This is a genomic window from Bradyrhizobium sp. ISRA442, assembly GCF_038085055.1.
Lineage (GTDB): Bacteria > Pseudomonadota > Alphaproteobacteria > Rhizobiales > Xanthobacteraceae > Bradyrhizobium.
In genome coordinates, this window is sequence record NZ_JALGCN010000007.1 from 331,928 (window position 1) to 355,006 (window position 23,079).

The following is a 23,079-nucleotide window of genomic DNA, read 5'->3' on the forward strand; positions in this document are numbered from 1 at the left end:
ACGTGGCAAGCCACGATCATCATGCCGGTCATCACCATGACCATGCCAGCCACGCACAAGGTCATCATCATGGCCATGATCACAGCCACGGCCATGCCCATGCGCCGGCCAATTTCGGCAAGGTCTTCGCAATCGGCATCTCGCTCAACACCGCGCTGGTCGTGGCCGAGGCAGTGTACGGCTATATCGCCAATTCCACTGCGCTACTCGCCGATGCCGGCCACAATCTCAGCGACGTGCTCGGCCTGGTCGTGGCCTGGGGGGCTTCGGTGGCCTCAAAGCGCGCGCCGAGCGGCCGTTTCACCTACGGCCTGCGCGCGTCCACCATTCTCTCGGCACTGGCCAACGCGGTGTTCCTGCTGGTCGCGACCGGCGCGATTGGCTGGGAAGCGATCTTGCGCCTGCGCGAGCCCCAGCCGATCGCCGGCGTGACCGTAATGGTGGTCGCCGGCATCGGCATCCTGATCAATGGCGCCACAGCCATGTTGTTTGCGCGCGGGCGGAAAGACGACATCAACATCGAAGGCGCCTTTCTGCACATGGCCGGCGACGCCGCGGTCTCGCTCGGCGTCGTCGTCTCGGCGGCGCTGATCATCTGGACCGGCTGGCTCTGGCTGGATCCCGTGACCAGCCTCGCGATCTGCGCCACCATCCTCTGGAGCACGACCAGCCTGCTGCGCAGTTCCATCGACATGTCGATGGCCGCCGCGCCGAAGGGGACCGACCTCGATGCCATCAGGGCATTCCTCCTGAACCGTCCCGGCGTATCAGCGATCCACGATCTCCATGTCTGGCCGATCTCGACCACCGAGACGGCGCTGACCTGTCACCTCGTCATGCCCGGCGGCGCCGCGGGCGATGCATTCCTGATGGAAACGGCGCAGTTGCTGAAGACCTCCTTCCGCATCGGCCACACCACGCTTCAAGTGGAGACGGGAGCCGACAACGGCTGCGCGCTCGCGCCGGATGATGTGGTGTGAGGGGTTCGCTCAGCCCGGGCATGACGGCAGAGAACATAACGTAAGAACGCATCCACATCGTCATTGCGAGCGCAGCGAAGCAATCCAGTCTGTCACCACGGCGGCACTCTACTTCGTAATGACGGCGCGGCGTGAGCAGCGGCCCCTATGCCGCCTTCGCCGTGACGGTCCAGATCGCCCCCTGCAAGGCCACCGACTGCCCTTTCACGAACGGCGCGAGCGTCTCGCGGATCGAGGCCTTGGCGGCCGTATAGGTCTCCGGCGGGTGGCCCTGAAGCGCGCGGCTGGCGGGGCCAATCTGCAAGGCACCGTCGACGGCCGCTTCGAGCCCGCCGCCGATCGCGATGTCCATCGCGAGATTGTGCGGCTCCATCGCCACATCGACGAAACCGGCGCCTTTGAGGATGCGCATCACGCGCTCCTCCGACGCGAAGGCGAACGGACCGGGCTCCTCGGGCCCGACCGGCGGCATCTTCGGCACGTGTTTGTAGACCGCCATCAGCGGTGCCATCATCCAGGGGTTTTCGCGCGGCTCGCGCCAGCAGACGAAGGCCAGCCGTCCGGTCGGCCTCAACGCACGACGAAGGTTGGTGAAGGATGCGATCGGGTCGGCGAAGAACATGACGCCGAAGCGCGAGGCCAGGAGATCAAAGCTCGCCGGCTCGAACGGATAGACCGTCGCATCCGCGAGCGCGAAATCGAGCGGTAGGCCTTTGGGCGCCAGCGCACGCGCCTGCGACAGCATCGGGTCTGATACGTCGAGGCCGAGCGCGAACCCGTTCGGCGCCACCGCTTTCGCGAATGCGAAGGTCGTCGCACCGGAGCCGCAGCCGACATCAAGGACGCGCTCGCCCGGCCTGGGCTTGGCGCGGTCGATCAGCACGTCAGCGATCGGCCCGAGCAAACTCTCCTGCGCCGCATGGCGATCGGCCCAGCGCTGCCCGCTCGGTCCGTTCCAATAGGCGATCTGGTCGGCGTTCTCCGCGTGTCCGCTTGGCTGTTCCATGGAAGTCCCTCCGGCAACTTGGTCGAACGACCCCGATGCCGAAATACAAAGACGCCGTCAACTGACGGCGGCCTCTTCGGTCCACCTGTCAGCGAGACGTTTTTGCGTTCACGCCGCGCGGCACGGCGTCAGAGGTTGAGAGACGGCGAGAGGATTTAACTGCCGACCTGCGCTACGCCGATCATTCGGCCGCCAGCGAGACTCCGGTACGCTTCGCAAGGACGCGGCGGAAGTCCGTTGCCAGCTCGTCGTAATAGTGAGCAAGCTCCTCATAAAAGGCCCGACCGGCCTCATCAGGAGCTTCTTGAGCCGCTTTCATGCAGTGGGCGGCTTTGGCCTCGTACCTTTCCAGCTTGATGCGAAGATCACTCATCTCGGCGATACTCCACGCTGATGCAGGGAGCCAAAACCGTGGTTCGGACGGCGATCGAAAAGATGACCGAAAAAAGGTAATTTTGGACGTCCCGAAGGCCTCTTTCGGGCGTCGGGGCCCAGGCGCGGCGAGGAAGGACGGCCGCCGGCTGCCTAATGGGCCGATCAATCGGGCCGTGGTTGCCTCATCAGCCGCAGCTCGCTGAGCAAGGACAGGCTCCCACGAATCAAACTCCAGATGCTTCAAAAGCACCGACGCCGTAGGAACATTCGCTGCGGCCGCGCTTGACCAGAGATGGACAAGCCTTCGCCGTCGATGTGCCGAGCACTGCGTCAAGCGCAGCTCTATGGACACCTGATTGTCCGAAGCGACAGGCTGTACCACCCCGGAGCCAGTCACCCGGTCTGTTCTATACATACAGCCCGTGAGATGGTCAGGTCCGGATGGATGACGGCGCAAGGCGATCAGTACAGGATTACATCCGACGGACTGCGCGCGGTTGAGGAGGAACTCAGCCATTGAGGCCCGCCGCGCGAGCGCCGGTGTCCGTCTTCTTTTTGTTGCCACACCAGGTGCTGCCCTGCCAATCCAGGACGCGCGGGAAGGAAAGTTGGTTCGCCCGGCGGGAGCTCGCGGCGAAAAGCCCGCCTTCGCCCGTTGGGCTTCGGCGCGGCAGCCTTCGCTCGCTTCGCGACATCGGTGTTGGGGCTGGCTTGCCCAGCCGTAGCTCGCGAAGCGAGCGAAGGCTGGTGGGCGGTCACGGATTCGAACCGCGGACCCTCTCGGTGTAAACGAGATGCTCTAACCGGCTGAGCTAACCGCCCTCGCCGCCTCTTTAGCCCTACGTGCCCCGAAGGGGCAAGTGCCCAGCCCTAGCGACCTCGACGTCAATCCTGCGGCCGGCCCGGCAGGCCGGGAATGGAATCGATCCACGCCGCAGCCGACTGGCACCAGATCTGCCTGACGGGCCGCAAGGCATCGCGCTGGCGGATGCTGCCCCAGCGAATGCCCCAATCGTCGGCCTGGTCGCCCTCGCCGCTCGTGAACAGCGGAGCCCCGCAGTTCCCGCAAAAGTGCTGGAAGCGCATCCGGCCATTGTCGCCGTGCTTGCCGTAGACCTTTGGCGTGCCGCCGGTCAGCCGGATCGCCTGCCTGGTGCAGATCACGGTCACCCGGAACGGCGAGCCGCTCAGGGTCTGGCAATCGGTGCAATGGCAGACCGAGACGGCGTCGGGGTCGATCTCGGCCTCATAGGTGATCCGGCCGCAATGGCATTGCCCGTCGATCCGCATGGGTCTGCCCTCCCTAGGAAAGTGCCTCCAAAACAAAAACGGCGCCCGAAGGCGCCGTTTTATCATCTTTCGCTGAACCTCAGTGAGCGGTCAGGCCGCCGGCGGCTTCCTCGCCCTCCGGCTTCACCGTCACCTTGGTGTCCTCTTCCCAGACGATCGGCACCGGCTTCTTCACCAGCGCCTTGGCGACGACGTCGTCCAGCCGCGAGACCGGGATGATGTCCATGCCGCCCTTGATCGCATCGGAAATCTCCGTGAGATCCTTGGCGTTGTCCTCGGGGATCAGCACCGTCTTGATGCCGCCGCGCGCAGCGGCGAGCAGCTTCTCCTTGAGGCCACCAATCGGCAGCACACGGCCGCGCAGCGTGATCTCGCCGGTCATCGCGACATCGTGGCGGACCGGGATGCCAGTCATCACCGAGATGATCGCGGTGGCCATCGCCACGCCGGCGGATGGACCGTCCTTCGGCGTCGCCCCCTCCGGCACGTGCACGTGGATATCGCGCTTGTCGAACAACGGCGGCTCGATGCCGTAGGTGATCGCGCGCGAGCGGACGTAGGACGCCGCCGCCGAGATCGATTCCTTCATCACGTCGCGCAGATTGCCCGTGACCGTCATCTTGCCCTTGCCGGGCATCATGACGCCTTCGATCGTCAGCAACTCGCCGCCGACGTCGGTCCAGGCAAGGCCGGTGACGATGCCGACCTGCGGCTCGCTCTCGATCTCGCCGAAACGGTACTTCGGCACGCCGAGGAGCTCTTCCAGAGTCTTCTCGGTGACCTTGACCGACTTCTTCTTGGAGATCATCAGCTCTTTCACCGCCTTGCGGGCGAGTGACGAGAGCTCACGCTCCAGGTTACGCACGCCCGCTTCGCGGGTGTAGCGGCGGATCAGAAGCAAGAGCGCGTCGTCATCGATTGAGAACTCCTTGGACTCCAGGCCGTGCTTGGACACCGCATTCGGGATGAGGTGCTTGCGCGCAATCTCGACCTTTTCGTTCTCGGTGTAGCCGGCGATCCGGATGATCTCCATGCGGTCCATCAGCGGCCCGGGAATATTGAGCGTATTCGCGGTCGTGATGAACATCACGTTGGACAGATCGTAGTCGACCTCGAGGTAGTGGTCGTTGAAGGTCGAGTTCTGCTCGGGGTCCAGGACCTCGAGCAGCGCCGAGGACGGATCGCCGCGGAAATCGGCGCCCATCTTGTCGATCTCGTCCAGCAGGAACAGCGGATTGGACGACTTCGCCTTCCGCATCGACTGGATGATCTTGCCGGGCATCGAACCGATATAGGTGCGACGGTGACCGCGGATCTCGGCCTCGTCGCGCACGCCGCCGAGCGAGACGCGCACGAATTCGCGCCCCGTCGCCTTCGCGATCGACTTGCCGAGCGAGGTCTTGCCGACACCGGGAGGGCCGACGAGGCACAGGATCGGCCCCGTCAGCTTGTTGGCGCGCGACTGCACCGCGAGATACTCGACGATGCGTTCCTTGACCTTCTCGAGCCCGTAATGGTCGGAGTCCAGGATGGCTTGCGCTGCCTCCAGGTCCTTCTTGACCTTGGACTTCTTGTTCCACGGGATCGACAGCAGCCAATCCAGATAGTTGCGCACGACGGTCGCCTCCGCGGACATCGGCGACATCTGGCGCAGCTTCTTCAATTCATGCTGCGCCTTCTCGCGCGCTTCCTTGGAGAGCTTGGTCTTGGAGATCTTCTCTTCGAGATCGGCGAGTTCGTCGCGACCGTCGTCGTCGCCGAGTTCCTTCTGGATCGCCTTCATCTGCTCGTTGAGATAATACTCGCGCTGGGTCTTCTCCATCTGGCGCTTGACGCGCGAGCGGATGCGCTTCTCGACCTGCAGCACCGAGATCTCGCTCTCCATCAGGCCCAGCACCTTCTCCAGGCGCTGCGTGACCGACAGCGTCTCCAGGATGCCCTGGCGATCGGCGATCTTCACGGCGAGATGGGATGCGACCGTGTCGGCGAGCTTGGCGAAATCGGTGATGGCCTGCACGACGCCAACGACCTCGGCCGAGATCTTCTTGTTGAGCTTCACATAGCTCTCGAAGTCGGACACGACCGAGCGCGCCAGCGCTTCGGCCTCAACCGACTTCGCATCGGTGTCGGCGAGCGCAACGGCGGTCGCCTCGTAATAGTCGGCACGGTCCGTGTACTTCTGCACGTGGGCGCGCTCGAGCCCTTCGACCAGCACCTTCACCGTGCCGTCGGGAAGCTTCAGGAGTTGCAGCACGCTGGCGAGCGTGCCGGTCTCGTAGATCGCAGCGGGCGCCGGATCATCGTCGGACGCGTTCTTCTGCGTCGCGAGCATGATCAGGGCATCGTTCTTCATCACCTCTTCGAGAGCGCGGATCGACTTCTCGCGGCCGACGAAGAGCGGCACGATCATGTGCGGGAATACGACGATATCGCGCAACGGCAGCACGGGATAAGCGTGCGCTTCGCCATGTACGATGGTTGGCCGGGGTTTGGGATTAGTCATGGCCTTTTCCTTTTGCTTTGCCCCCTTGCACGCAGTCCGCTTGCTTATGCGCAACCGCCACAAGGTGCCGAGATGATCCGCAAAACCGGTCGGTCCTTGTCAGACGGATCGGCATCGCCGGATCGTAACTGAGGCGAATCTTGAAGAGAAATCTCACTCGCCGCCGACATTAGGTGGCTATCGCCCCGGGGGGTGTCAAGTCATTGAAAAATGCGCGCCATTCGGCGCTTACGCACACAAGTGAGCGAGCAACATTGGCTGCGGAGAATTCCGCAGCCATAAGTTCAGATTGAGACGATTGGAGCGTGCCAGCGCCGCAATTTAGGCGCTGGCATTCTCGACGGCGCGATCGGACCGATCGGCATAGATGTAGAGCGGACGCGCCGTACCTTCCACGACTTCGCGCGAAATCACGACTTCTTCCACACCTTCGAGGCCCGGCAGGTCGAACATGGTCTCGAGCAGGATCGCCTCGAGGATCGAACGCAACCCACGCGCGCCGGTCTTGCGTTCGATCGCCTTGCGGGCGACCGCGCCAAGCGCCTCGTCGGCGAAGGTCAGCTCGATGTTCTCCATCTCGAACAGCCGCTGGTACTGTTTCACCAGCGCGTTCTTCGGCTCGGTGAGGATCTTCTTCAGCGAGGTCTCGTCCAGGTCCTCCAGCGTCGCCACCACGGGCAGACGGCCGACGAACTCCGGGATGAGGCCGTACTTCAGCAGGTCCTCAGGCTCGACGTGACGGAATATCTCGCCGGTACGGCGATCCTCCGGGGCGAGCACCTGGGCGCCGAAGCCGATCGAGGTCGACCGGCCGCGCGCGGAGATGATCTTCTCGAGGCCTGCGAAGGCACCGCCGCAGATGAACAGGATGTTGGTGGTATCCACCTGCAGGAACTCCTGCTGCGGATGCTTGCGGCCGCCCTGCGGCGGGACCGAAGCCACCGTTCCCTCCATGATCTTGAGCAGCGCCTGCTGCACGCCCTCACCCGATACATCGCGCGTGATCGAGGGGTTGTCGGACTTGCGACTGATCTTGTCGATTTCGTCGATATAGACGATGCCGCGCTGGGCGCGCTCGACGTTGTAGTCAGCGGCCTGCAGCAGCTTGAGGATGATGTTCTCGACGTCCTCGCCGACATAGCCGGCCTCGGTCAGCGTCGTGGCGTCAGCCATCGTGAAGGGCACGTCCAGGATGCGGGCGAGCGTCTGCGCGAGCAGCGTCTTGCCGGATCCGGTCGGGCCGATCAGCAGGATGTTCGACTTCGCGAGCTCGACGTCGTTGTGCTTGGTCTGGTGGTTGAGGCGCTTGTAGTGATTATGCACCGCGACCGACAGAACCTTCTTCGCATGGCTCTGGCCGATCACGTAATCGTCCAGCACCTTGCAGATTTCCTTCGGCGTCGGGATGCCGTCGCGCGACTTCACCAGTGAGGACTTGTTCTCCTCACGGATGATGTCCATGCAGAGCTCGACGCACTCGTCGCAAATGAAGACCGTGGGACCCGCGATCAGTTTGCGGACTTCGTGCTGGCTCTTGCCGCAGAACGAGCAATATAGCGTGTTCTTGGAGTCGCTCGTGCCGACCTTACTCATTCCTGTCTCCGTCCGCGGTTCGATCCCGTCCGCTCGATCGCCTCACCCCGACACACTCGCCGGCATAAGGTTCAAATAGAGCAAATTCCGTACCAAAAAAGACCCTACGCGTTACATCCCGTGCGAATCACGGTCACTCGATTCTCCCGCGATCATAGCCGATCAAGCGTAGCCAACCATGCTGTCACCCGACTATCAAGAATTCGCTAATCAGGGGGTCGCTGGCTACCCGTGACAATACCGTGATTTCACGTCTTGGCACGGAAGAAGTGATCGAAATCGCGCGCGCGTTGCTGGATTGCCACGAAAAACAAGCACGAAAGCGGAACTTTCTGCTTGCTGCAGGGCGCAAAAGTCCGTTTGCGCCCTTGCGAACACGTCCTTAACGTGAACGCGGCCCTGACGATCCCCTGCAATTGCAGGGATCGCCGGTGCAATGGTGGTAATCCTACTGGGCTTTCGCGGGCGCCGGCTCTTCGGCGCGCTTGTCGATCACCTTGTCGACCAGACCGAACTCCTTGGCGTCGACGGCGGTCAGGAACTTGTCGCGCTCCAGCGCGTCCTCGATCGACTTGTAGGTCTGACCGGTGTGCTTGACGTAGATCTCGTTGAGCCGTTTTTTCAGATTCAGGATTTCCTGGGCGTGCAGCATGATGTCGGTGGCCTGACCCTGGAAGCCGCCGGAGGGCTGGTGCACCATGATGCGCGCGTTCGGCAGCGAGAAGCGCATGTCCTTCTCGCCGGCGGCGAGCAGCAGCGAGCCCATCGAGGCCGCCTGGCCGGTGCACAGCGTCGAGACCGGCGGACGGATGAACTGCATGGTGTCGTAGATCGCGAGGCCCGACGTCACCACGCCGCCCGGCGAGTTGATGTACATCGAGATTTCTTTCTTCGGATTTTCCGCCTCAAGGAACAGGAGCTGCGCGACGATCAGGGTCGACATGCCGTCCTCGACCGGTCCGGTCACGAAGATGATGCGCTCCTTCAACAGGCGCGAGAAGATGTCGTAGGCGCGCTCGCCACGGTTGGTCTGCTCGACCACCATGGGCACGAGGTTCATGTAGGTTTCAACCGGATCGCGCATGAGTCACCTAGGGTTTTCGGAGACAGACATCGCCAGCTCTCGCTGGATTTGCCGGAAGGCCGATGAACGTCCCGTGATGCAGGAACTTTCGTAGAAGGCTTGGGTAGCGGATGAAGCCACAGATATAGCCCAATTCGCGCCAGACAAGTGCGGACCGAATTAAGGCTTAATCCAAGCGGGAGTTGAAGCTGATTCGCGCAAAGAGGCCCAGCCGGCCACCTGGCTAGCTGGACCTCTTGTGCCGATCATCCTTAACAGAAGACTGCCTCAACGCTCTCAGGCAGCAGTCTTGTCCGCCTCGTCATCCTTGTAGAGATCCTCGCGCGAAACCTTCTTCTCGGTCACATTGGCGAGCTCGAGGATGAAGTCGACGACCTTGTCCTCATAGATCGGTGCACGAAGCTGGGCCAGCGCGTTGGCATTGTTGCGGTAAAAGTCCCAGACCTCCTTCTCGCGGCCGGGCATCTGGCGTGCGCGCTCGATCACAGCGCGCCCCACCTCGTCGTCGGTCACGGTGATCTTGTTCTTCTCGCCGATCTCCGACAGCACGAGGCCGAGCCGCACGCGGCGGTCGGCGATCTTGCGGTACTCCTCCTTCGCCGCGTCTTCCGTGGTGTTCTCGTCGGCGAAGGTCTTGCCGGCGGAGTCCATCTCGGCCTTGACCGAGTTCCACATCAGATTGAATTCCTCGTCGACCAGCGAGGGCGGCGCGTCGAAGCGATGTGCTTCGTCGAGGCGGTCGAGCAGCGCGCGCTTGACGCGCTGGCGCGTCGCGGTCGCGAACTCGGCGGCGAGCCGCTCGCGCGCGGCCTCCTTCAGCTTGTCCAGCGACTCAAGGCCGAGCGACTTGGCGAACTCGTCGTCGATGGCGACATCCTGCGGCGCTTCGACCAGCGTCGCGGTGGTCTCGAACTCGGCCGGCTGGCCGGCGAGCTTGTCGTTCATGTAGTTCTTGGGGAACGACACCTTCAGCGTGCGGGTCTCGCCCGCCGCGATGCCGATGAGCTGCTCCTCGAAGCCCGGGATGAAGGTGTTGGAGCCGATCACGACCTGGATGCCCTCACCCGTGCCGCCCTCGAAGGCTTCACCGTTGATGCTGCCCTTGAAGTTGACGGTGACGCGGTCGCCGGAGGCGGCCTTCGCGCCCTCGCCCTTGGCGGCATAGCCGCGGTTGGAATCGGCGATGCGCTTGATCGCCTCGTCAACATCAGTGTCGGAGACATCGGCGACGGGCTTCTCGACCTGGAAGCTCTTGAAGTCGGCGAGCGCGATCGGCGGCACCACTTCGATCGCGACCGTGTAGGTCAGGTCGGACTTGCCCGAGAGCAGCTTCTCGACCTCTTTCTGCTCGGTCGGCATCGTGATCTTCGGCTCGGTCGCAAGGCGGAAGCCGCGCTCGGAGAATAGCTGCGTGTTGGTGTCGCGAATGGTCTGGTCAATGGTCTCGGCCATCACCGAACGGCCATAGACCTTCTTGAGGTGAGCGACCGGCACCTTGCCCGGACGGAAGCCGTTGAGACGGACCTTGTCCTTGAGATCGACGATTTTGGCATCGGCCTTGGCATCGAGATCAGACGCGGGAACGCTGATCTTGAACTCGTGCTTCAAACCTTCCGAGAGGGTCTCTGTGACCTGCATGGCGTCCAATCTTCTTCTCGTTCGGTCCCGGCGCGCATTGCGTCGGGACGTTGTCATCAATCGATCCGGCGCGAAGGCTAACGCCTCCCGCCGGTGGTTCATCGGACCTGGCCGCCGACGGAAAAATATCCGCGAGGAAGCAGGCCCTTCGGTAATCCGTGCAAACGCTGAAAGCGCTTGGTGCGGGCGGAGGGACTCGAACCCCCACAACTTTCGTCACTGGAACCTAAATCCAGCGCGTCTACCAGTTCCGCCACGCCCGCGTGAATTTGCATCAAGACCGGCCGCGATGCCGCGGGCGGCCGGGCTTATAGCATGCGCCCGACTGTTCGCAGCAAAAAAATGGCCGGTTGGAGGCACAGTTCAAGTAGGCACGACGGCTGGACTTATCCAGCGCGGCATGATCCGCATCGGGCCATGACGACAACATTTTTTGCGCCCACCCGACGCGATGTTCTGGCCGGCCTGGGAGCCTCGGCGGCGGGCTTAATTTGCGGCGGCGCAACTTCAGCCGCCAATGTCCGGCTGGCCCTCCAGGCCAGGCCGGCAACGCTGGCACTGAGGTCGGCTCAGCCGGCTACACCGATCTGGGAGCTGGTCGCCTTAAGTCCCAGCGGCGACGTCCGTCTCAAGCGCGGCGAGCGCTGCGAGGTGACACTCCGGAACGAACTGCCTGTCCCGATTGCCCCGGCCTGGTACGGGCTCGACGGGGCAAGCGCGGTCGAACCGCTGCTCGGAGGCTCAGCGGTCACCTCAGGAGGGACGGAAACCTCAATTCTTTCAATGCCTCATGCCGGAATCCTGATGGCCGACCTTCGCCTGCTGGACAATGGTCTGAAGCAGCCGGTCCGGCCACTTCCCATCATTGTTCAGGAGCCTGAGCCGTCCGAGGTCGACCGTGACGAGCTCTTCCTGGTGGAGGACTGGCGCCTGGCCCCGGACGGCACCGCACTTCTCCCGGGCGCCGCCGGGGGCGAGATCGCGGCAGTCTTCACCGTCAACGGCAAGATTGCGCCGGACTTCACCCTCCGAGCGAACGAGCGGCTCAGGCTGCGCATGATCAACGGCTGCCAACGCGCTGTCATTGCGGTCAAATTCGAGGGCGCTGACGTCCTGGTCATGGCCCTGGACGGCCAGCCGGCCGAACCCTTCACCGCCCGCAACGGCGCCCTGGTGCTGGCGCCCGGCGGCCGGGCCGACGTTTTTCTCGACGGCATAGCGGCGCCGGGCTCCACGGCGCCGATCCTGCTGCATGACGGCAAGGAGGCCCGTCCGATCGCCCGGCTCCTGACGTCAGCCGAGCCGCCGCTCCGCCCGAGCCGCCTTTCGTCCCCGGCCCCGCTGCCCTCCAACGGCCTCTCCGCCAATCTCGACCTCAGGGGCGCCCTGCGGTTCGATATCACTTTGGGGTTAGCCGAGGCCGGCTGGGCGCGCCCGTCGAGCTTCTCCGCCTCGGCAGCCCCCGCCTTCCGCGCCAAGGCCGGCCGCACTGTCGTGCTGGCACTGAAGAACACCGCCCCCATCGCGGCCGTCTTCCACCTGCACGGCCACCACTTCCGCCTGCTCGATCGACTCGACGACGGCTGGAAGCCCTACTGGCTCGACACGCTCGCGATTGAGCCCGGCCAGACCCAGCGCATTGCTTTCGCAACGAGCACGCCCGGCCGCTGGCTGATCGAGTCCGTCGCAACCGACTGGGCCGCGCCGCGGCTGGTGCGCTGGTACGCGGTGGAGTGAGCGCCTACCGCCGCGTCCAGACATAGCGCACGTCCGGTTCTTTCTCCTCGTTCCTCGCCCCATCGGTTTCCTCGGCCAGTTCGAACCCGCGGGCTTCGTAGAAGCGCCGCGCCGGCGCGTTACGCTGGAAAGTCCAGAGTTGCAGACGTTCGAAGGCGTCTTTGGCGACGTTGAGCAATTCGGTGCCCGCCCCGCGGCCTTGGGCCGCGGGGAGCACATAGAGCTGATCTATCCAACCCTCGCGGAAGGCGATAATCCCGCTCGGGACATCACCATCGAAATACCCCCACAGGCGGCACGTTGCGAAAACATGCTCGCGATAAAACCAGCGATCTTCGTCTGGCGTGTGGAGCCCAACGAGCCCGGGCATCGCTTGATCAAATGCGGTCCGGTGCACCATGCCGCGGCATCCATATCATCGAGCGTGAGCCGCCTCAGCACTAGTACTCCACCCCGAGCGCGTCATAGATGCGCCGGTGCACGGCCGGCAGCGTCTCGGTCAGGTCTTCCGCGATCAGCCCGGGTCCCGCTTCGCTGGCCGCCTCGCCATGCATCCACACGCCGATGCTGGCGGCCTCGAACGCCGGTACGCCCTGGGCAAGAAGGCCGGCAACGATGCCGGAGAGCACGTCGCCGGCGCCGGCGGTGGCGAGCCATGGCGGTGCGTTGGCTGCGATGGCGGCGCGGCCATCGGGCGCGGCAACGGTGGTGTCCGGGCCCTTAAGCAGCACGACCGCGCTCGAGCGTTCGGCCGCGGCGCGGACACGCTCGAGCTTCGAGCGGCCGGGGTGCTTGTTGCTGAGGTCGGAGAACAGGCGCGGAAATTCACCTTCGTGCGGCGTCAGCACCACCGCGGTGTCCTGCGATGACCTGATCGACTCGAACAACCGCTCGGGCTTTGCGGCAAAGCTGGTGAGCGCATCCGCGTCCAGCACCAGATGCCGCTGCGCCGAGAGCGCGCTGTGGACCATGTCGCAGGTGCGCTCGCCGATGCCCGCGCCGGGGCCGATCATGCAGGTGTTGTAGCGCTTGTCGCCGAGGAGCTCGGCGAATTCGACCGCGGTGTCGACGGGACGGACCATCACCGCGGTGAGCGCGGCGGCATTGATCGCGAGCGCATCGCGTGGGCTCGCGAGCGTCACGAGGCCGGCGCCGGCGCGCAACGCTCCGCGTGCGGCGAGCCGCGCTGCGCCGGTGGCGGCCGCATCACCGGAGACCGCCAGCACATGGCCTCGCGCATATTTGTGGCCGTCGATGCGCGGAACCGGAAAGGCAGTGCCCCAGAAATCGGGATCATTCTCGAAGATCTGCGGCTGGATCTCATCGAGCACCTGCGCGTCGATGCCGATATCGACGACGCGCACGCGGCCGCAATGCACGCGGCCCGGCAGCAGCAGATGCGCCGGCTTCTTGCGGAAGAAGGTGACGGTCTCGGTGGCATTCACCGCAACACCCATCACGCTCGCGCTGGTGCCGTTGATGCCGCTCGGTAGGTCGACGGCGAGCACCGGCGCGCCATTGGCGTTGATGGCCGCGATCATCTCGTGCGCCTCGCCGTCAACAGTACGGCTCAGGCCCGCACCGAACAGCGCGTCGATGATCAGAGCCGGCCTGCCGATCGCCTGCGGATTGAACGGCAGCACCGGGTGCTTCCAGCCGCGCGCGGCGGAGGCTGCATCGCCGTGAAGCTGATCGCGCTCGCACATCAGGATCACCGAGACCTCGCGCCCCTGAGCGGCGAGCTCGGCGGCCGCGACAAAGCCGTCACCGCCATTGTTGCCGGGCCCGGCGACGACCAGGATCGGTCCCTCCTCCACCCGCGCCTGGGCCGCTTCGGCCACCGCCTGGCCGGCGCTCAGCATCAGTTTGAAGCCGGGGGTGCCGGCCGCGATGCTGAGCTGGTCGGCCCGCTGCATTTCAGCGTTGGTCAGAACTTCCATGCCACTTCCCTGGTACAAACGCCTCTTCAACAGGCATTTTCTGTTCCGAGGCGAAACAAAAAACGTGGATCTGCACAGAGATTGAACCGTTTGCCTATTTCGTAGTCTCCGCTATTTTGAGCGGGTCGGCTCCATCTATCCGAGATGCTCGTTAAAAGGCTGATAACGCTCCAATAATCAGGGTATTTGCAATTTGGCATAGACCCTGCTTTCGAGGAAGCCGCTTCGGTTTGTCGTGCTCCCTGGACTACAATCAAGGTGCCGGCCGTCGCCGGGCTGGTCAGGCGCCCCGGCACAGCGAAGATAAGCCCATGCGTTAAGAAAAGCGCATCCTGACAAAGACGTTGCTATTTGATCGAAAGGCCGGGAGGCGCTCAGTGAAGAAAATCGAAGCCATCATCAAGCCGTTCAAGCTCGACGAGGTGAAGGAAGCGCTCCAGGAAGTCGGCCTCCAGGGCATTACCGTCACCGAGGCCAAGGGCTTCGGACGTCAGAAGGGTCACGCCGAGCTGTACCGCGGCGCAGAATACATCGTGGACTTCCTGCCCAAGGTGAAGATCGAGATCGTGATCGGCGACGATCTGGTCGAGCGTGCGATCGACGCGATCCGCCGCGCCGCTCAGACCGGGCGCATTGGCGACGGCAAGATTTTCGTCTCCAACATCGAAGAGGCGATCCGCATCCGAACCGGCGAATCCGGGCTGGACGCTATTTAAGGCGGGTGCTATCCCGCGTTCTGCGACGTTCTAACAGGAAATAAGGCTGCTTCGGCGGCCTGATTTCGTTTGTGCAATCGCGCAAGTCAAAGAGCGCGGACACGGTCGCTTGAAGTCTGGAAACCGACCCGCAGAGCCAAAAGGGGTATGCATGAAGACCGCCAAAGACGTCCTGAAATCGATCAAGGACAACGACGTCAAATACGTCGACCTGCGCTTCACCGATCCGCGCGGCAAGTGGCAGCACGTGACGTTCGACGTCAGCATGATCGATGAAGACATTTTCGCCGAAGGGACGATGTTCGACGGCTCCTCGATCGCCGGCTGGAAGGCGATCAACGAGTCCGACATGTGCCTGATGCCCGATCCGGTGACCGCGACGATCGATCCATTCTTCGCCGAGACCACCATGGTCATCACCTGCGACGTGCTCGAGCCGACCACCGGCGAGCCCTACAACCGCGACCCCCGCGGCATCGCCAAGAAGGCCGAGGCGATGGTGAAGTCGATGGGCGTGGGCGACACCGTCTTCGTCGGTCCCGAAGCCGAGTTCTTCGTGTTCGACGACGTGCGCTTCTCCTCCACTCCCTACAACACCGGTTTCCGCCTCGACTCCTCTGAGCTGCCGACCAACTCCGACACCGAGTATGAAGGCGGCAATCTCGGCCACCGCGTCCGCACCAAGGGCGGCTACTTCCCGGTTCCGCCGCAGGACTCCGTGCAGGACATGCGCTCGGAGATGCTCGGCGCCATGGCCAAAATGGGCGTCAAGGTCGAGAAGCATCACCATGAAGTCGCTTCCGCCCAGCACGAGCTCGGCATGAAGTTCGACACCCTGACGCTGATGGCCGACCACCTGCAGATCTACAAGTACTGCATCCACCAGGTCGCCCACATCTACGGCAAGACCGCCACCTTCATGCCGAAGCCGGTCTATGGCGACAACGGCTCGGGCATGCACGTTCACCAGTCGATCTGGAAGGAAGGCAAGCCGGTGTTCGCCGGCAACAAATACGCCGACCTGTCGGAAACCTGCCTCAACTACATCGGCGGCATCATCAAGCACGCCAAGGCGATCAACGCCTTCACCAACCCGTCGACCAACTCCTACAAGCGTCTGGTCCCGGGCTATGAGGCTCCCGTGCTGCTCGCTTACTCCGCGCGCAACCGCTCGGCCTCCTGCCGCATCCCCTACACCGCTTCGCCGAAGGCCAAGCGCGTCGAGGTGCGCTTCCCTGATCCGCTCGCCAATCCCTATCTCGGCTTCGCCGCGATGCTGATGGCCGGCCTCGACGGCATCAAGAACAAGATCGATCCGGGTCCGGCGATGGACAAGGACCTCTACGATCTGCCGAAGGAGGAGCTGAAGCAGATCCCGACCGTGTGCGGCAGCTTGCGCGAGGCGCTGGAAAATCTCGACAAGGACCGCGCCTTCCTGAAGGCCGGCGGCGTGTTCGACGACGACTTCATCGACAGCTATATCGAGCTGAAGATGACCGAGGTCGAACGCTTCGAGATGACCCCGCACCCTGTCGAGTTCGATATGTACTATTCGGGCTAAACAGCTCGAACGGCTTGCGACAAACAAAGGCGCTCCGAAAGGGGCGCCTTTTCGGTTGGAAAAGCGGCGGGCTTCGCCTCGCCCGACGTTTCCGCGTGTTTCCGGCTACGGGGTGTCGCGCCGCGGAATTAAATGATCGAGCAATCCCGCTGGCAGCGGAAAGACGACAGTCGACGACCGTTCGCCCGCTATGTCGTGCAGAGCCGCGAAATAACGTAGCTGCATCGCCTGCGGCTCCTGCGCGAGAATCCGGCCGGCCTCGACGAGCTTTTCGGCGGCCTGCTGCTCGCCCATCGCATTGATCACCTTGGCGCGCCGCAACCGCTCCGCCTCGGCCTGCTTGGCAATCGCGCGCACCATGGTTTCGTTGATATCGACGTCCTTGATCTCTATGCCGGTCACCTTGATGCCCCAGACGTCGGTCTGCTTGTCGAGGATCTCCTGGATGTCGGCGTTCAACTTGTCGCGTTCGGCAAGCATCTCGTCGAGGTCGTGTTTGCCGAGCACCGAGCGCAGCGTGGTCTGGGCGAGCTGGCTGGTCGCGGCCATGTAGTCACCGACCTTGATGATGGCACGCTCGGGATCGACGATGCGGAAGTACAGAACGGCGTTGACCTTGACGGACACGTTGTCCCGCGAAATCACGTCCTGGGGCGGCACGACCTGCACCATGACGCGCAGATCAACCTTTACGAGTTGCTGCACGACCGGAACGAGGATGATGAGGCCCGGGCCTTTCACGCCGGTAAAGCGGCCGAGCGTAAAGACGACGCCACGCTCGTATTCGCGCAAAATTCGAATTGCTTGGGATAGAAATATGATGACAAGCAGCGCAAGCGCCGCATAGGTCAAATATTCCAGCATCATGATGTACCTCCCTCGCCGGTCCGGGCCGGCGCGCGCCGTATCAGCAGCGTCAGGTCGACGACGTTGGCGACCTCGACTCTCTCTCCGGGCGCGAACGTTTCGGCGCCGCGCGCCTGCCAGCGCTCACCATGGGCGAACACATGACCTTCGTTCCCGTTCCAGTCGAGAACTTCGGCAGGCAAACCTCGCATGGCCTGCGCGCCGACCCGTGCAGGAGCCTTGGCGGCGCGCCGAAGCGAGCCAAGCACGACGAGAGCAAGGCCGACGAACACAGCCGCGGTGATGCCGATCACCCACCACGACAGGTGGTAGCCGGGCGCCTCGACCCTGAAAAGCATCAGCGCGCCCAGCACGAAAGCGATGATCCCTCCGAGACCGATCACCACAGTCGGATTGAAGGCTTCGACTGTGAGAAGCACGATTCCGGTCAACATCAGAGCGAGGCCGGCATAGTTGATCGGCAGCAAATTGAGTGCATAGAGGCCAATCAGCAAGCAGATCGCGCCGACGACTCCCGGGGCGACCGCACCGGGAGACATGAACTCGAAGATCAGGCCGTAGATGCCGACCATCAGGAGAATGAAAGCCACGTTCGGATCAGTGATGACCCCCAGGAAGCGGGATATCCATCCGGGATCGATGGCTTCAATGACGGCATCCTTCGTCGCGAGGCGTTGCGTCTTGTCGCCCGCTACCTCCACCACACGACCATCGAGCTGCCTCAGCAATTCAGCCGTGTCGTGCGCGACGAGATCGATGGCATGGGCCTCCAGCGCGCCGTTGGCAGAGAGCGTGGCAGCCTCACGGACCGCCTTCTCCGCCCAATCCGCATTACGGTTGCGCAGCTCCGCAAGGCTGCGGATGAAGGCGACCGCATCATTGGTCGCCTTTGCCGTCATGGCATCCTTGGGCTGATCCTTGGGCTCGCCCTGCTGGTCACCGTCTTTCTTGTCCTTGCTGCCCTTGTCGGGAGTGCCGCTCGGCAGACCCGGCAGCGGTCCGCCGATCTGCACCGGCGTCGCGGCACCGATATTGGTGCCCGGCGCCATCGCCGCGATGTGGGTCGCATAAAGGATATAGGTCCCGGCGCTCGCCGCATGGGCGCCGGAGGGCGCAACATAGCCGATGACGGGGATGGGCGAGGCAAGCACGTCTGCGATGATCTCGCGCATGCTGGAATTGAGACCGCCGGGCGTGTTCATTCTCAGAAGCACGACCTCGGCGTGCCGTTCGCTCGCCTTGGCCAAAGCCTCCTTCACGTAGCTGGCCGACGCAGGCCCGATGGCTCCGTCGATCGCAACAGTCAGTGCAAGACGGCCGCCGCTCTCCTCCGCTGAGCTGGGAAGATGGGAGACAACCAGAGCAACGATAGCCATCGTCGCAATGAAGGCCGCCTTTACGGTCTGCACGGCAAGCACTCCCTTGCCAAAGATATGGCGCCCCGTTCCGGAACCTCAATGCCCGGATAAGGCATAAAGGGGACTCATGGGCGTCGTTGTGCGATGCGATGGATTGAGGCGGCCGAAGGACTTTTGGTGCGAGCGCGTTGCAAACAGCGTTCACGACATCTGCTCAAGGTCTGACTTGAGTGCGACCAGGAAGCGGGCGGCTTCACCGCCCGTCACCACGCGATGATCAAAGGTGAGCGACAGGGGCAGCGTGCGCCTCACAGCAGGCTGTCCCCGATGCGGGACGACGCCCGGCGAAATCCGTCCGGCACCGATGATGGCCGTCTGGGGCGGCACGATGATCAGATTTGCGAACCGGCCGCCGATCATCCCGAAGTTCGACAGTGTAATCGTCGCGCCACGCAGCTCTTCAGGCGGTATCGAGCGCGCGATCGCGTCGGCCCGCAGCCGGTCAAGTCCCGTCCGCAAGTCCGATACGCTGCGCTCCGCGACATTGCGCAACACAGGAACAATCAGGCCGCCCTCGGTATCCACCGCAATGCCGAGATCGACACGCGTCATGAGACGCCGCTCTCCGGCGCCGGGATTGTACCAGGCGTTAAGCGCGGGCTCTGCCCTGCAGGCGGCAGCGATGGCCCGCACCAGACGGATCGTCACGTCCTCGCCTGTCGGCCAATCGTCGATATCGGCTTCATCGCTCACCGTGGCGGGAACGACTTGCGCATGGGCTGTTGCCATGCGCTGGGCCATGGCGCGCCGCACGCCCCGCAGGGGCTCGGCGCTACCGGCTTGGGACACACTCTTCGCGGCCCGCTCGACATCGGCGCGTGTGATGGTGCCGCCGGGCCCGGTGGGCTCCACGCTTTCAAGATCGACGTCGAGCTTGCGCGCCAGTGCACGCACAGCCGGAAACACCTGCGGTACGGCCGGGGGGCCGGAAGGCATTCCCTCGGCGGGCCGATGTCCGCCGCCAAGCTCGCCAACGATGGTACCCGTGTCCTGTTCGGCACCCTCGACAAATTCGACGAGCGGCGCGCCGACCTTGACGATATCGCCCTTGGCGCCAAACACGCGCGCAATGCGCCCACTGGATGGAGATGGTATCTCAACGACCGCCTTGTCGGTTTCGACGGAGACGAGCGGCTGATCGGTGACGACATGATCGCCCTCACCGACATACCAGCTCACGATCTCCGCCTCCTCGAGGCCCTCTCCAAGATCCGGCAGCGTGAATTGGCGCATGGGCCCAAAAGTCCATTGGCATCTAGCTGAACTGGCAAACCTTGCGGGCGGCAGTCATGATGCGTTCGACCGAAGGCATGTAGTGTTGCTCCAGACGCGCCATCGGAACGACGGTGTCGTAGCCGGTGACGCGGGTCACAGGCGCAAGCAGCGAGGACAGGCGGCGCTCGGCAATGGTCGCGGCGATCTCGGCGCCAAATCCGCCGGTGCGTGCTGCCTCGTGCACGATAACGCAACGGCCGGTCTTGGCGACCGAACCGAGCACGGTGTCTTCGTCGTAGGGCTTGAGCGTGGCGAGATCGATGACCTCGGCCGCGATGCCTTCGGCCGACAGTGCCTCCGCCGCAGCCATGGTTTCCTTCAGCATGGCTCCCCAGCTTATCAGCGTCAGATCGCGACCTTCCTTCAAGACAAAAGCGGCATCCAGCGGCAAGGCTTCGCCATTGTCCTCCACTTCGCCTTTGGCCGCACGGTACAGGCGCGTCGGCTCGAGAAACACGACAGGATCGGGATCGCGTATGGCCGCGAGCAACAATCCATAGGCACGTTCGGGCGAGGACGGCATGACGACGCGCAACCCGGGAATATGGGCGAGCATTGCCTCGGTGCTTTCGGAATGATGCTCGGGCGCGCGGATGCCGGCGCCGTGCGGCGTGCGCAGAACCATGGGACAGGTGAGCCGTCCCTGAGTCCGGTTGCGCAATCGGGATGCATGGTTCACGAGTTGATCCAGGCAGGGATAGATGAATCCCATGAACTGAATCTCGCCGACCGGTTTCAGTCCCTGCGCAGCCATGCCGACGCAGAGCCCGGAGATCAGAAGTTCGGCAAGCGGCGTATCGAGGACCCGCGCCGCCCCAAACCGCTTCTGCAAGCCTGCGGTTGCGCGGAAGACGCCGCCGTTGACGCCAACGTCCTCGCCAAGCACAACGACGTCAGGATCATCTTCCATGGCGCGAGCGAGCGCCAGGTTGATGGCTTCGACCAACGTTGCCTCAGGCATCGTGCTCTCCCGCGAGTTCGCGGCGCTGCGCGGCATAGACCTCAGGCAGATCAGCATACAGGTGATCGAACATGGTTTCGGGACGGCGCGGCACTGTCGCCAGATAGCGTTCGGCCGCCGCCTCGACCCGCGCATGGCATTCGGTGGCGAGCTGCTCCTCGTCCGCCTTGCCCCACATTTTCTGAGCGACCAGATAAGCCCTCAGCCGCGCAATCGGTTCTTGCTTCCAATGCGCCTGGACCTCCTCGGCCGGACGATAGCGCGCCGCGTCGTCGGATGTCGTGTGGTCGCCGAGCCGGTACGTGACCGCCTCGATGAACCGAGGTCCGTTGCCGTCGCGGGCGGCGGCAACGGCTTCCTCACCAGCGGCGCGCATCGCCACCACGTCACTCCCATCGACCTGCTCACCGACAAAACCTGCGGCGATCGCCTTCTGGGCCAGCGTTTCGCACGCGGTCTGCTGTCGCAATGGTACCGATATGGCCCATTGATTGTTGGCGACCACAAATACGAGCGGCAATTTGTGCACGCCGGCAAAATTCATCGCCTCGTAGACGTCGCCTTTCGAGGTGGCTCCATCGCCGAACAGGCATACGGCGACGCGCGGTTGCTTGCGCAGCTTGAGGGCGTAGGCGACACCGGCGGCATGCGGCGCCTGGGATCCGACCGGAACACAGAACGGGAAATCGTGGACCGGTCCTGAAAACCGGTTACCGCGTTCGTCGCCGCCCCAGAACAGGAGGATCTCTTCCAGCCTGACGCCACGCCAGAGCAGAGCCCCGTTGTCGCGATACGACGGCAACAGCACATCCTCTTCCCGCATCGCACTGGCGATCCCGACCGATACAGCCTCCTGGCCGAGCGAAACGGCATAAGTCCCAAGCCGGCCCGTGCGCTGCAACGCAACAGCCTTCCGGTCAAACAGCCGCAGCAGCACCATTGACCGGTAAAGCTCAATCAGCAGCTTGGCGTTAGAGGCGAAGGCAGGAAGCGGCCGCTGGATTGAGCCGTCCGGCGCGAGGTAATTACGGTGACGCACCTCGAAGCGCGCAATGACGGGGAGATCCTGATTTACCCTACGGCTGGCCACGCTCTCACTCCCGGAGCGATTGTGCCTCTACAACTCATTCAGGTGGTGTTTGTGCCAGACGATGCAATACCGCCAAAGGATTACTCCGAAGCGCCTGCAATCCTTGCGGTATCGCCGCTTGCGGTCGATTCACGCAATCATGGAAACGGCGCAACAGCGGGCCGCGCGGGTGCACTACGCCGTCGCGCGCTGCCTTTCGACCAAGGCCTCGCCGAACGCTTCAAATATCTTCCGGTTGATCGGATTGCGCTGCGGGTCGTACTCGGCGTGCCATTGCACGCCGAGCGCAAAGCTCGGCGCCTCCGCGATGCGGATTGCCTCGATGGTGCCGTCTTCGGCGACGCCTTCGATCAGCACGCGCTTGCCCGGCTCCAGGATGCCCTGGCCATGCAGCGAATTAACGCGGATCGTCTCGCAGCCGAGGATTTTGGCGAAAGCTCCGCCCGGCGTGAGGGCGACGTCATGGCGGTCGGCGAATACCACGGTCGGATCGGGATGGATCTCGCCGTTCTCCAGCCGCGGCATGCGGTGGTTCATCCGGCCGGGCAGTTCGCGGATCTCGGGGTGCAGCGAGCCGCCGAAGGCAACGTTCATCTCCTGCAGGCCGCGGCAAATGCCGAACAGCGGGATGCCGCGCGAGACACAGGCCACCGAGAGCGCCAGCGCCACCTCGTCGCGATGGATGTCGTAAGGCTCATGCTTCTCGCAGGGATCGACGTTGAAGCGCGTCGGGTGGACGTTGGCGCGGGCGCCGGTGAGGATGACACCGTCGACGGTATCGAGCAGCGCAGCGATGTCGGTAATGTCGGGTGAGCCCGCGAACATCAGCGGCAAGCCGCCGGAGACTTCGGCAATCGCGCGTAAATTGCGCTCACCGACCATCTGGACCTGAAATCGATTTTCGACGCGATGGGAATTCCCGATCACGCCGACGACCGGCTTTCTCATCTCCCGTTCCGACCTCCCCGCCGAAGAAGATTCTCCAAACATGCCCGTCGGATGGAACAAATTCAACCGAGGAGACTGCGGGACGGCAATGCTATTT

Annotated in this window: 18 protein-coding genes, 2 tRNA genes and 1 pseudogene; 4 read left to right on the forward strand and 17 right to left on the reverse strand. The window is 63.6% G+C overall.

The features are described from left to right. The first annotated feature begins 2 nt into the window (after positions 1–2). Positions 3–980 (forward strand): cation diffusion facilitator family transporter, encoded by a 978-nt coding sequence (locus tag MTR72_RS18050; protein WP_341510783.1) that lies wholly within the window; start codon positions 3–5, stop codon positions 978–980. 145 nt (positions 981–1,125) lie between these two features. On the opposite strand, the gene MTR72_RS18055 is transcribed toward MTR72_RS18050, so the two are convergent. The 9 genes from MTR72_RS18055 to MTR72_RS18095 form a co-directional block, all read right to left on the reverse strand. Continuing rightward, positions 1,126–1,986, reverse strand: a complete 861-nt coding sequence (locus MTR72_RS18055; protein ID WP_341510784.1) for a class I SAM-dependent methyltransferase — start codon at positions 1,984–1,986, stop codon at positions 1,126–1,128. Between the two features lie 181 nt (positions 1,987–2,167). Further along, a complete protein-coding gene (locus MTR72_RS18060) occupies positions 2,168–2,359 on the reverse strand; it encodes a hypothetical protein (RefSeq protein WP_280970627.1) in 192 nt (63 codons plus the stop codon). A gap of 747 nt (positions 2,360–3,106) precedes the next feature. Beyond that, positions 3,107–3,183 (reverse strand) — tRNA-Val (locus MTR72_RS18065). A gap of 63 nt (positions 3,184–3,246) precedes the next feature. Continuing rightward, complete coding sequence (locus MTR72_RS18070) at positions 3,247–3,651, reverse strand: GFA family protein (RefSeq protein WP_341510785.1); 405 nt, start codon at positions 3,649–3,651, stop codon at positions 3,247–3,249. 79 nt (positions 3,652–3,730) lie between these two features. Further along, positions 3,731–6,154, reverse strand: coding sequence for an endopeptidase La (lon, locus tag MTR72_RS18075; protein ID WP_341510786.1), 2,424 nt, complete (start codon positions 6,152–6,154; stop codon positions 3,731–3,733). 321 nt (positions 6,155–6,475) lie between these two features. Beyond that, a complete protein-coding gene (gene clpX / locus MTR72_RS18080) occupies positions 6,476–7,747 on the reverse strand; it encodes an ATP-dependent Clp protease ATP-binding subunit ClpX (protein WP_008547851.1) in 1,272 nt (423 codons plus the stop codon). Positions 7,748–8,195: 448 nt separating this feature from the next. Beyond that, positions 8,196–8,831, reverse strand: a complete 636-nt coding sequence (locus MTR72_RS18085) for an ATP-dependent Clp protease proteolytic subunit (protein WP_341510787.1) — start codon at positions 8,829–8,831, stop codon at positions 8,196–8,198. A 276-nt stretch (positions 8,832–9,107) separates the two neighbouring features. Next, positions 9,108–10,469, reverse strand: coding sequence for a trigger factor (gene tig, locus MTR72_RS18090; protein ID WP_341510788.1), 1,362 nt, complete (start codon positions 10,467–10,469; stop codon positions 9,108–9,110). A gap of 178 nt (positions 10,470–10,647) precedes the next feature. Beyond that, positions 10,648–10,732, reverse strand: a tRNA-Leu gene (locus tag MTR72_RS18095). A 541-nt stretch (positions 10,733–11,273) separates the two neighbouring features. Here MTR72_RS18095 and MTR72_RS18100 point away from each other — a divergent pair. Beyond that, the gene (locus MTR72_RS18100) at positions 11,274–12,206 is read left to right on the forward strand and encodes a multicopper oxidase domain-containing protein (protein WP_341510789.1); all 933 of its coding nucleotides are present in this window, start codon (positions 11,274–11,276) and stop codon (positions 12,204–12,206) included. A 4-nt stretch (positions 12,207–12,210) separates the two neighbouring features. Here MTR72_RS18100 and MTR72_RS18105 read toward each other — a convergent pair. Next, positions 12,211–12,647: pseudogene (locus MTR72_RS18105) on the reverse strand (GNAT family N-acetyltransferase). Beyond that, a complete protein-coding gene (locus tag MTR72_RS18110; protein WP_341510790.1) occupies positions 12,647–14,146 on the reverse strand; it encodes an NAD(P)H-hydrate dehydratase in 1,500 nt (499 codons plus the stop codon). The pseudogene MTR72_RS18105 and the gene MTR72_RS18110 overlap by 1 nt, the downstream one beginning before the upstream one ends. Positions 14,147–14,523: 377 nt before the next feature. Here MTR72_RS18110 and MTR72_RS18115 point away from each other — a divergent pair, with 377 nt between their 5' ends. Beyond that, positions 14,524–14,862 carry a P-II family nitrogen regulator gene (locus MTR72_RS18115; RefSeq protein WP_007603495.1) on the forward strand — a complete coding sequence of 113 codons (339 nt, stop codon included), beginning with the start codon at positions 14,524–14,526 and terminating at the stop codon, positions 14,860–14,862. A 151-nt stretch (positions 14,863–15,013) separates the two neighbouring features. Beyond that, entirely contained in the window at positions 15,014–16,423 is a 1,410-nt protein-coding gene (glnA, locus tag MTR72_RS18120) for a type I glutamate--ammonia ligase (RefSeq protein ID WP_280970620.1), read from the forward strand. Between the two features lie 105 nt (positions 16,424–16,528). Here the strand turns inward: glnA and MTR72_RS18125 are convergent, their stop codons facing one another. From MTR72_RS18125 to MTR72_RS18150, 6 genes are all read right to left on the reverse strand, one after another. Then, a complete protein-coding gene (locus tag MTR72_RS18125; RefSeq protein ID WP_280970619.1) occupies positions 16,529–17,290 on the reverse strand; it encodes a slipin family protein in 762 nt (253 codons plus the stop codon). After that, positions 17,287–18,699, reverse strand: a complete 1,413-nt coding sequence (locus tag MTR72_RS18130) for an NfeD family protein (RefSeq protein ID WP_341510791.1) — start codon at positions 18,697–18,699, stop codon at positions 17,287–17,289. The genes MTR72_RS18125 and MTR72_RS18130 overlap by 4 nt, the downstream gene beginning before the upstream one ends. A 150-nt stretch (positions 18,700–18,849) precedes the next feature. Beyond that, positions 18,850–19,941, reverse strand: a complete 1,092-nt coding sequence (locus MTR72_RS18135; RefSeq protein ID WP_341510792.1) for a dihydrolipoamide acetyltransferase family protein — start codon at positions 19,939–19,941, stop codon at positions 18,850–18,852. 22 nt (positions 19,942–19,963) lie between these two features. Further along, on the reverse strand, positions 19,964–20,944 hold the full coding sequence (locus MTR72_RS18140; protein ID WP_341510793.1) for an alpha-ketoacid dehydrogenase subunit beta: 981 nt from the start codon (positions 20,942–20,944) through the stop codon (positions 19,964–19,966). Further along, positions 20,937–22,034 (reverse strand): pyruvate dehydrogenase (acetyl-transferring) E1 component subunit alpha, encoded by a 1,098-nt coding sequence (gene pdhA, locus MTR72_RS18145; RefSeq protein ID WP_341510794.1) that lies wholly within the window; start codon positions 22,032–22,034, stop codon positions 20,937–20,939. The genes MTR72_RS18140 and pdhA overlap by 8 nt, the downstream gene beginning before the upstream one ends. 174 nt (positions 22,035–22,208) lie before the next feature. Next, positions 22,209–22,982: a gamma-glutamyl-gamma-aminobutyrate hydrolase family protein gene (locus MTR72_RS18150; RefSeq protein WP_280970615.1), complete on the reverse strand. Its 774-nt coding sequence runs from the start codon at positions 22,980–22,982 to the stop codon at positions 22,209–22,211. Positions 22,983–23,079 lie beyond the last annotated feature (97 nt).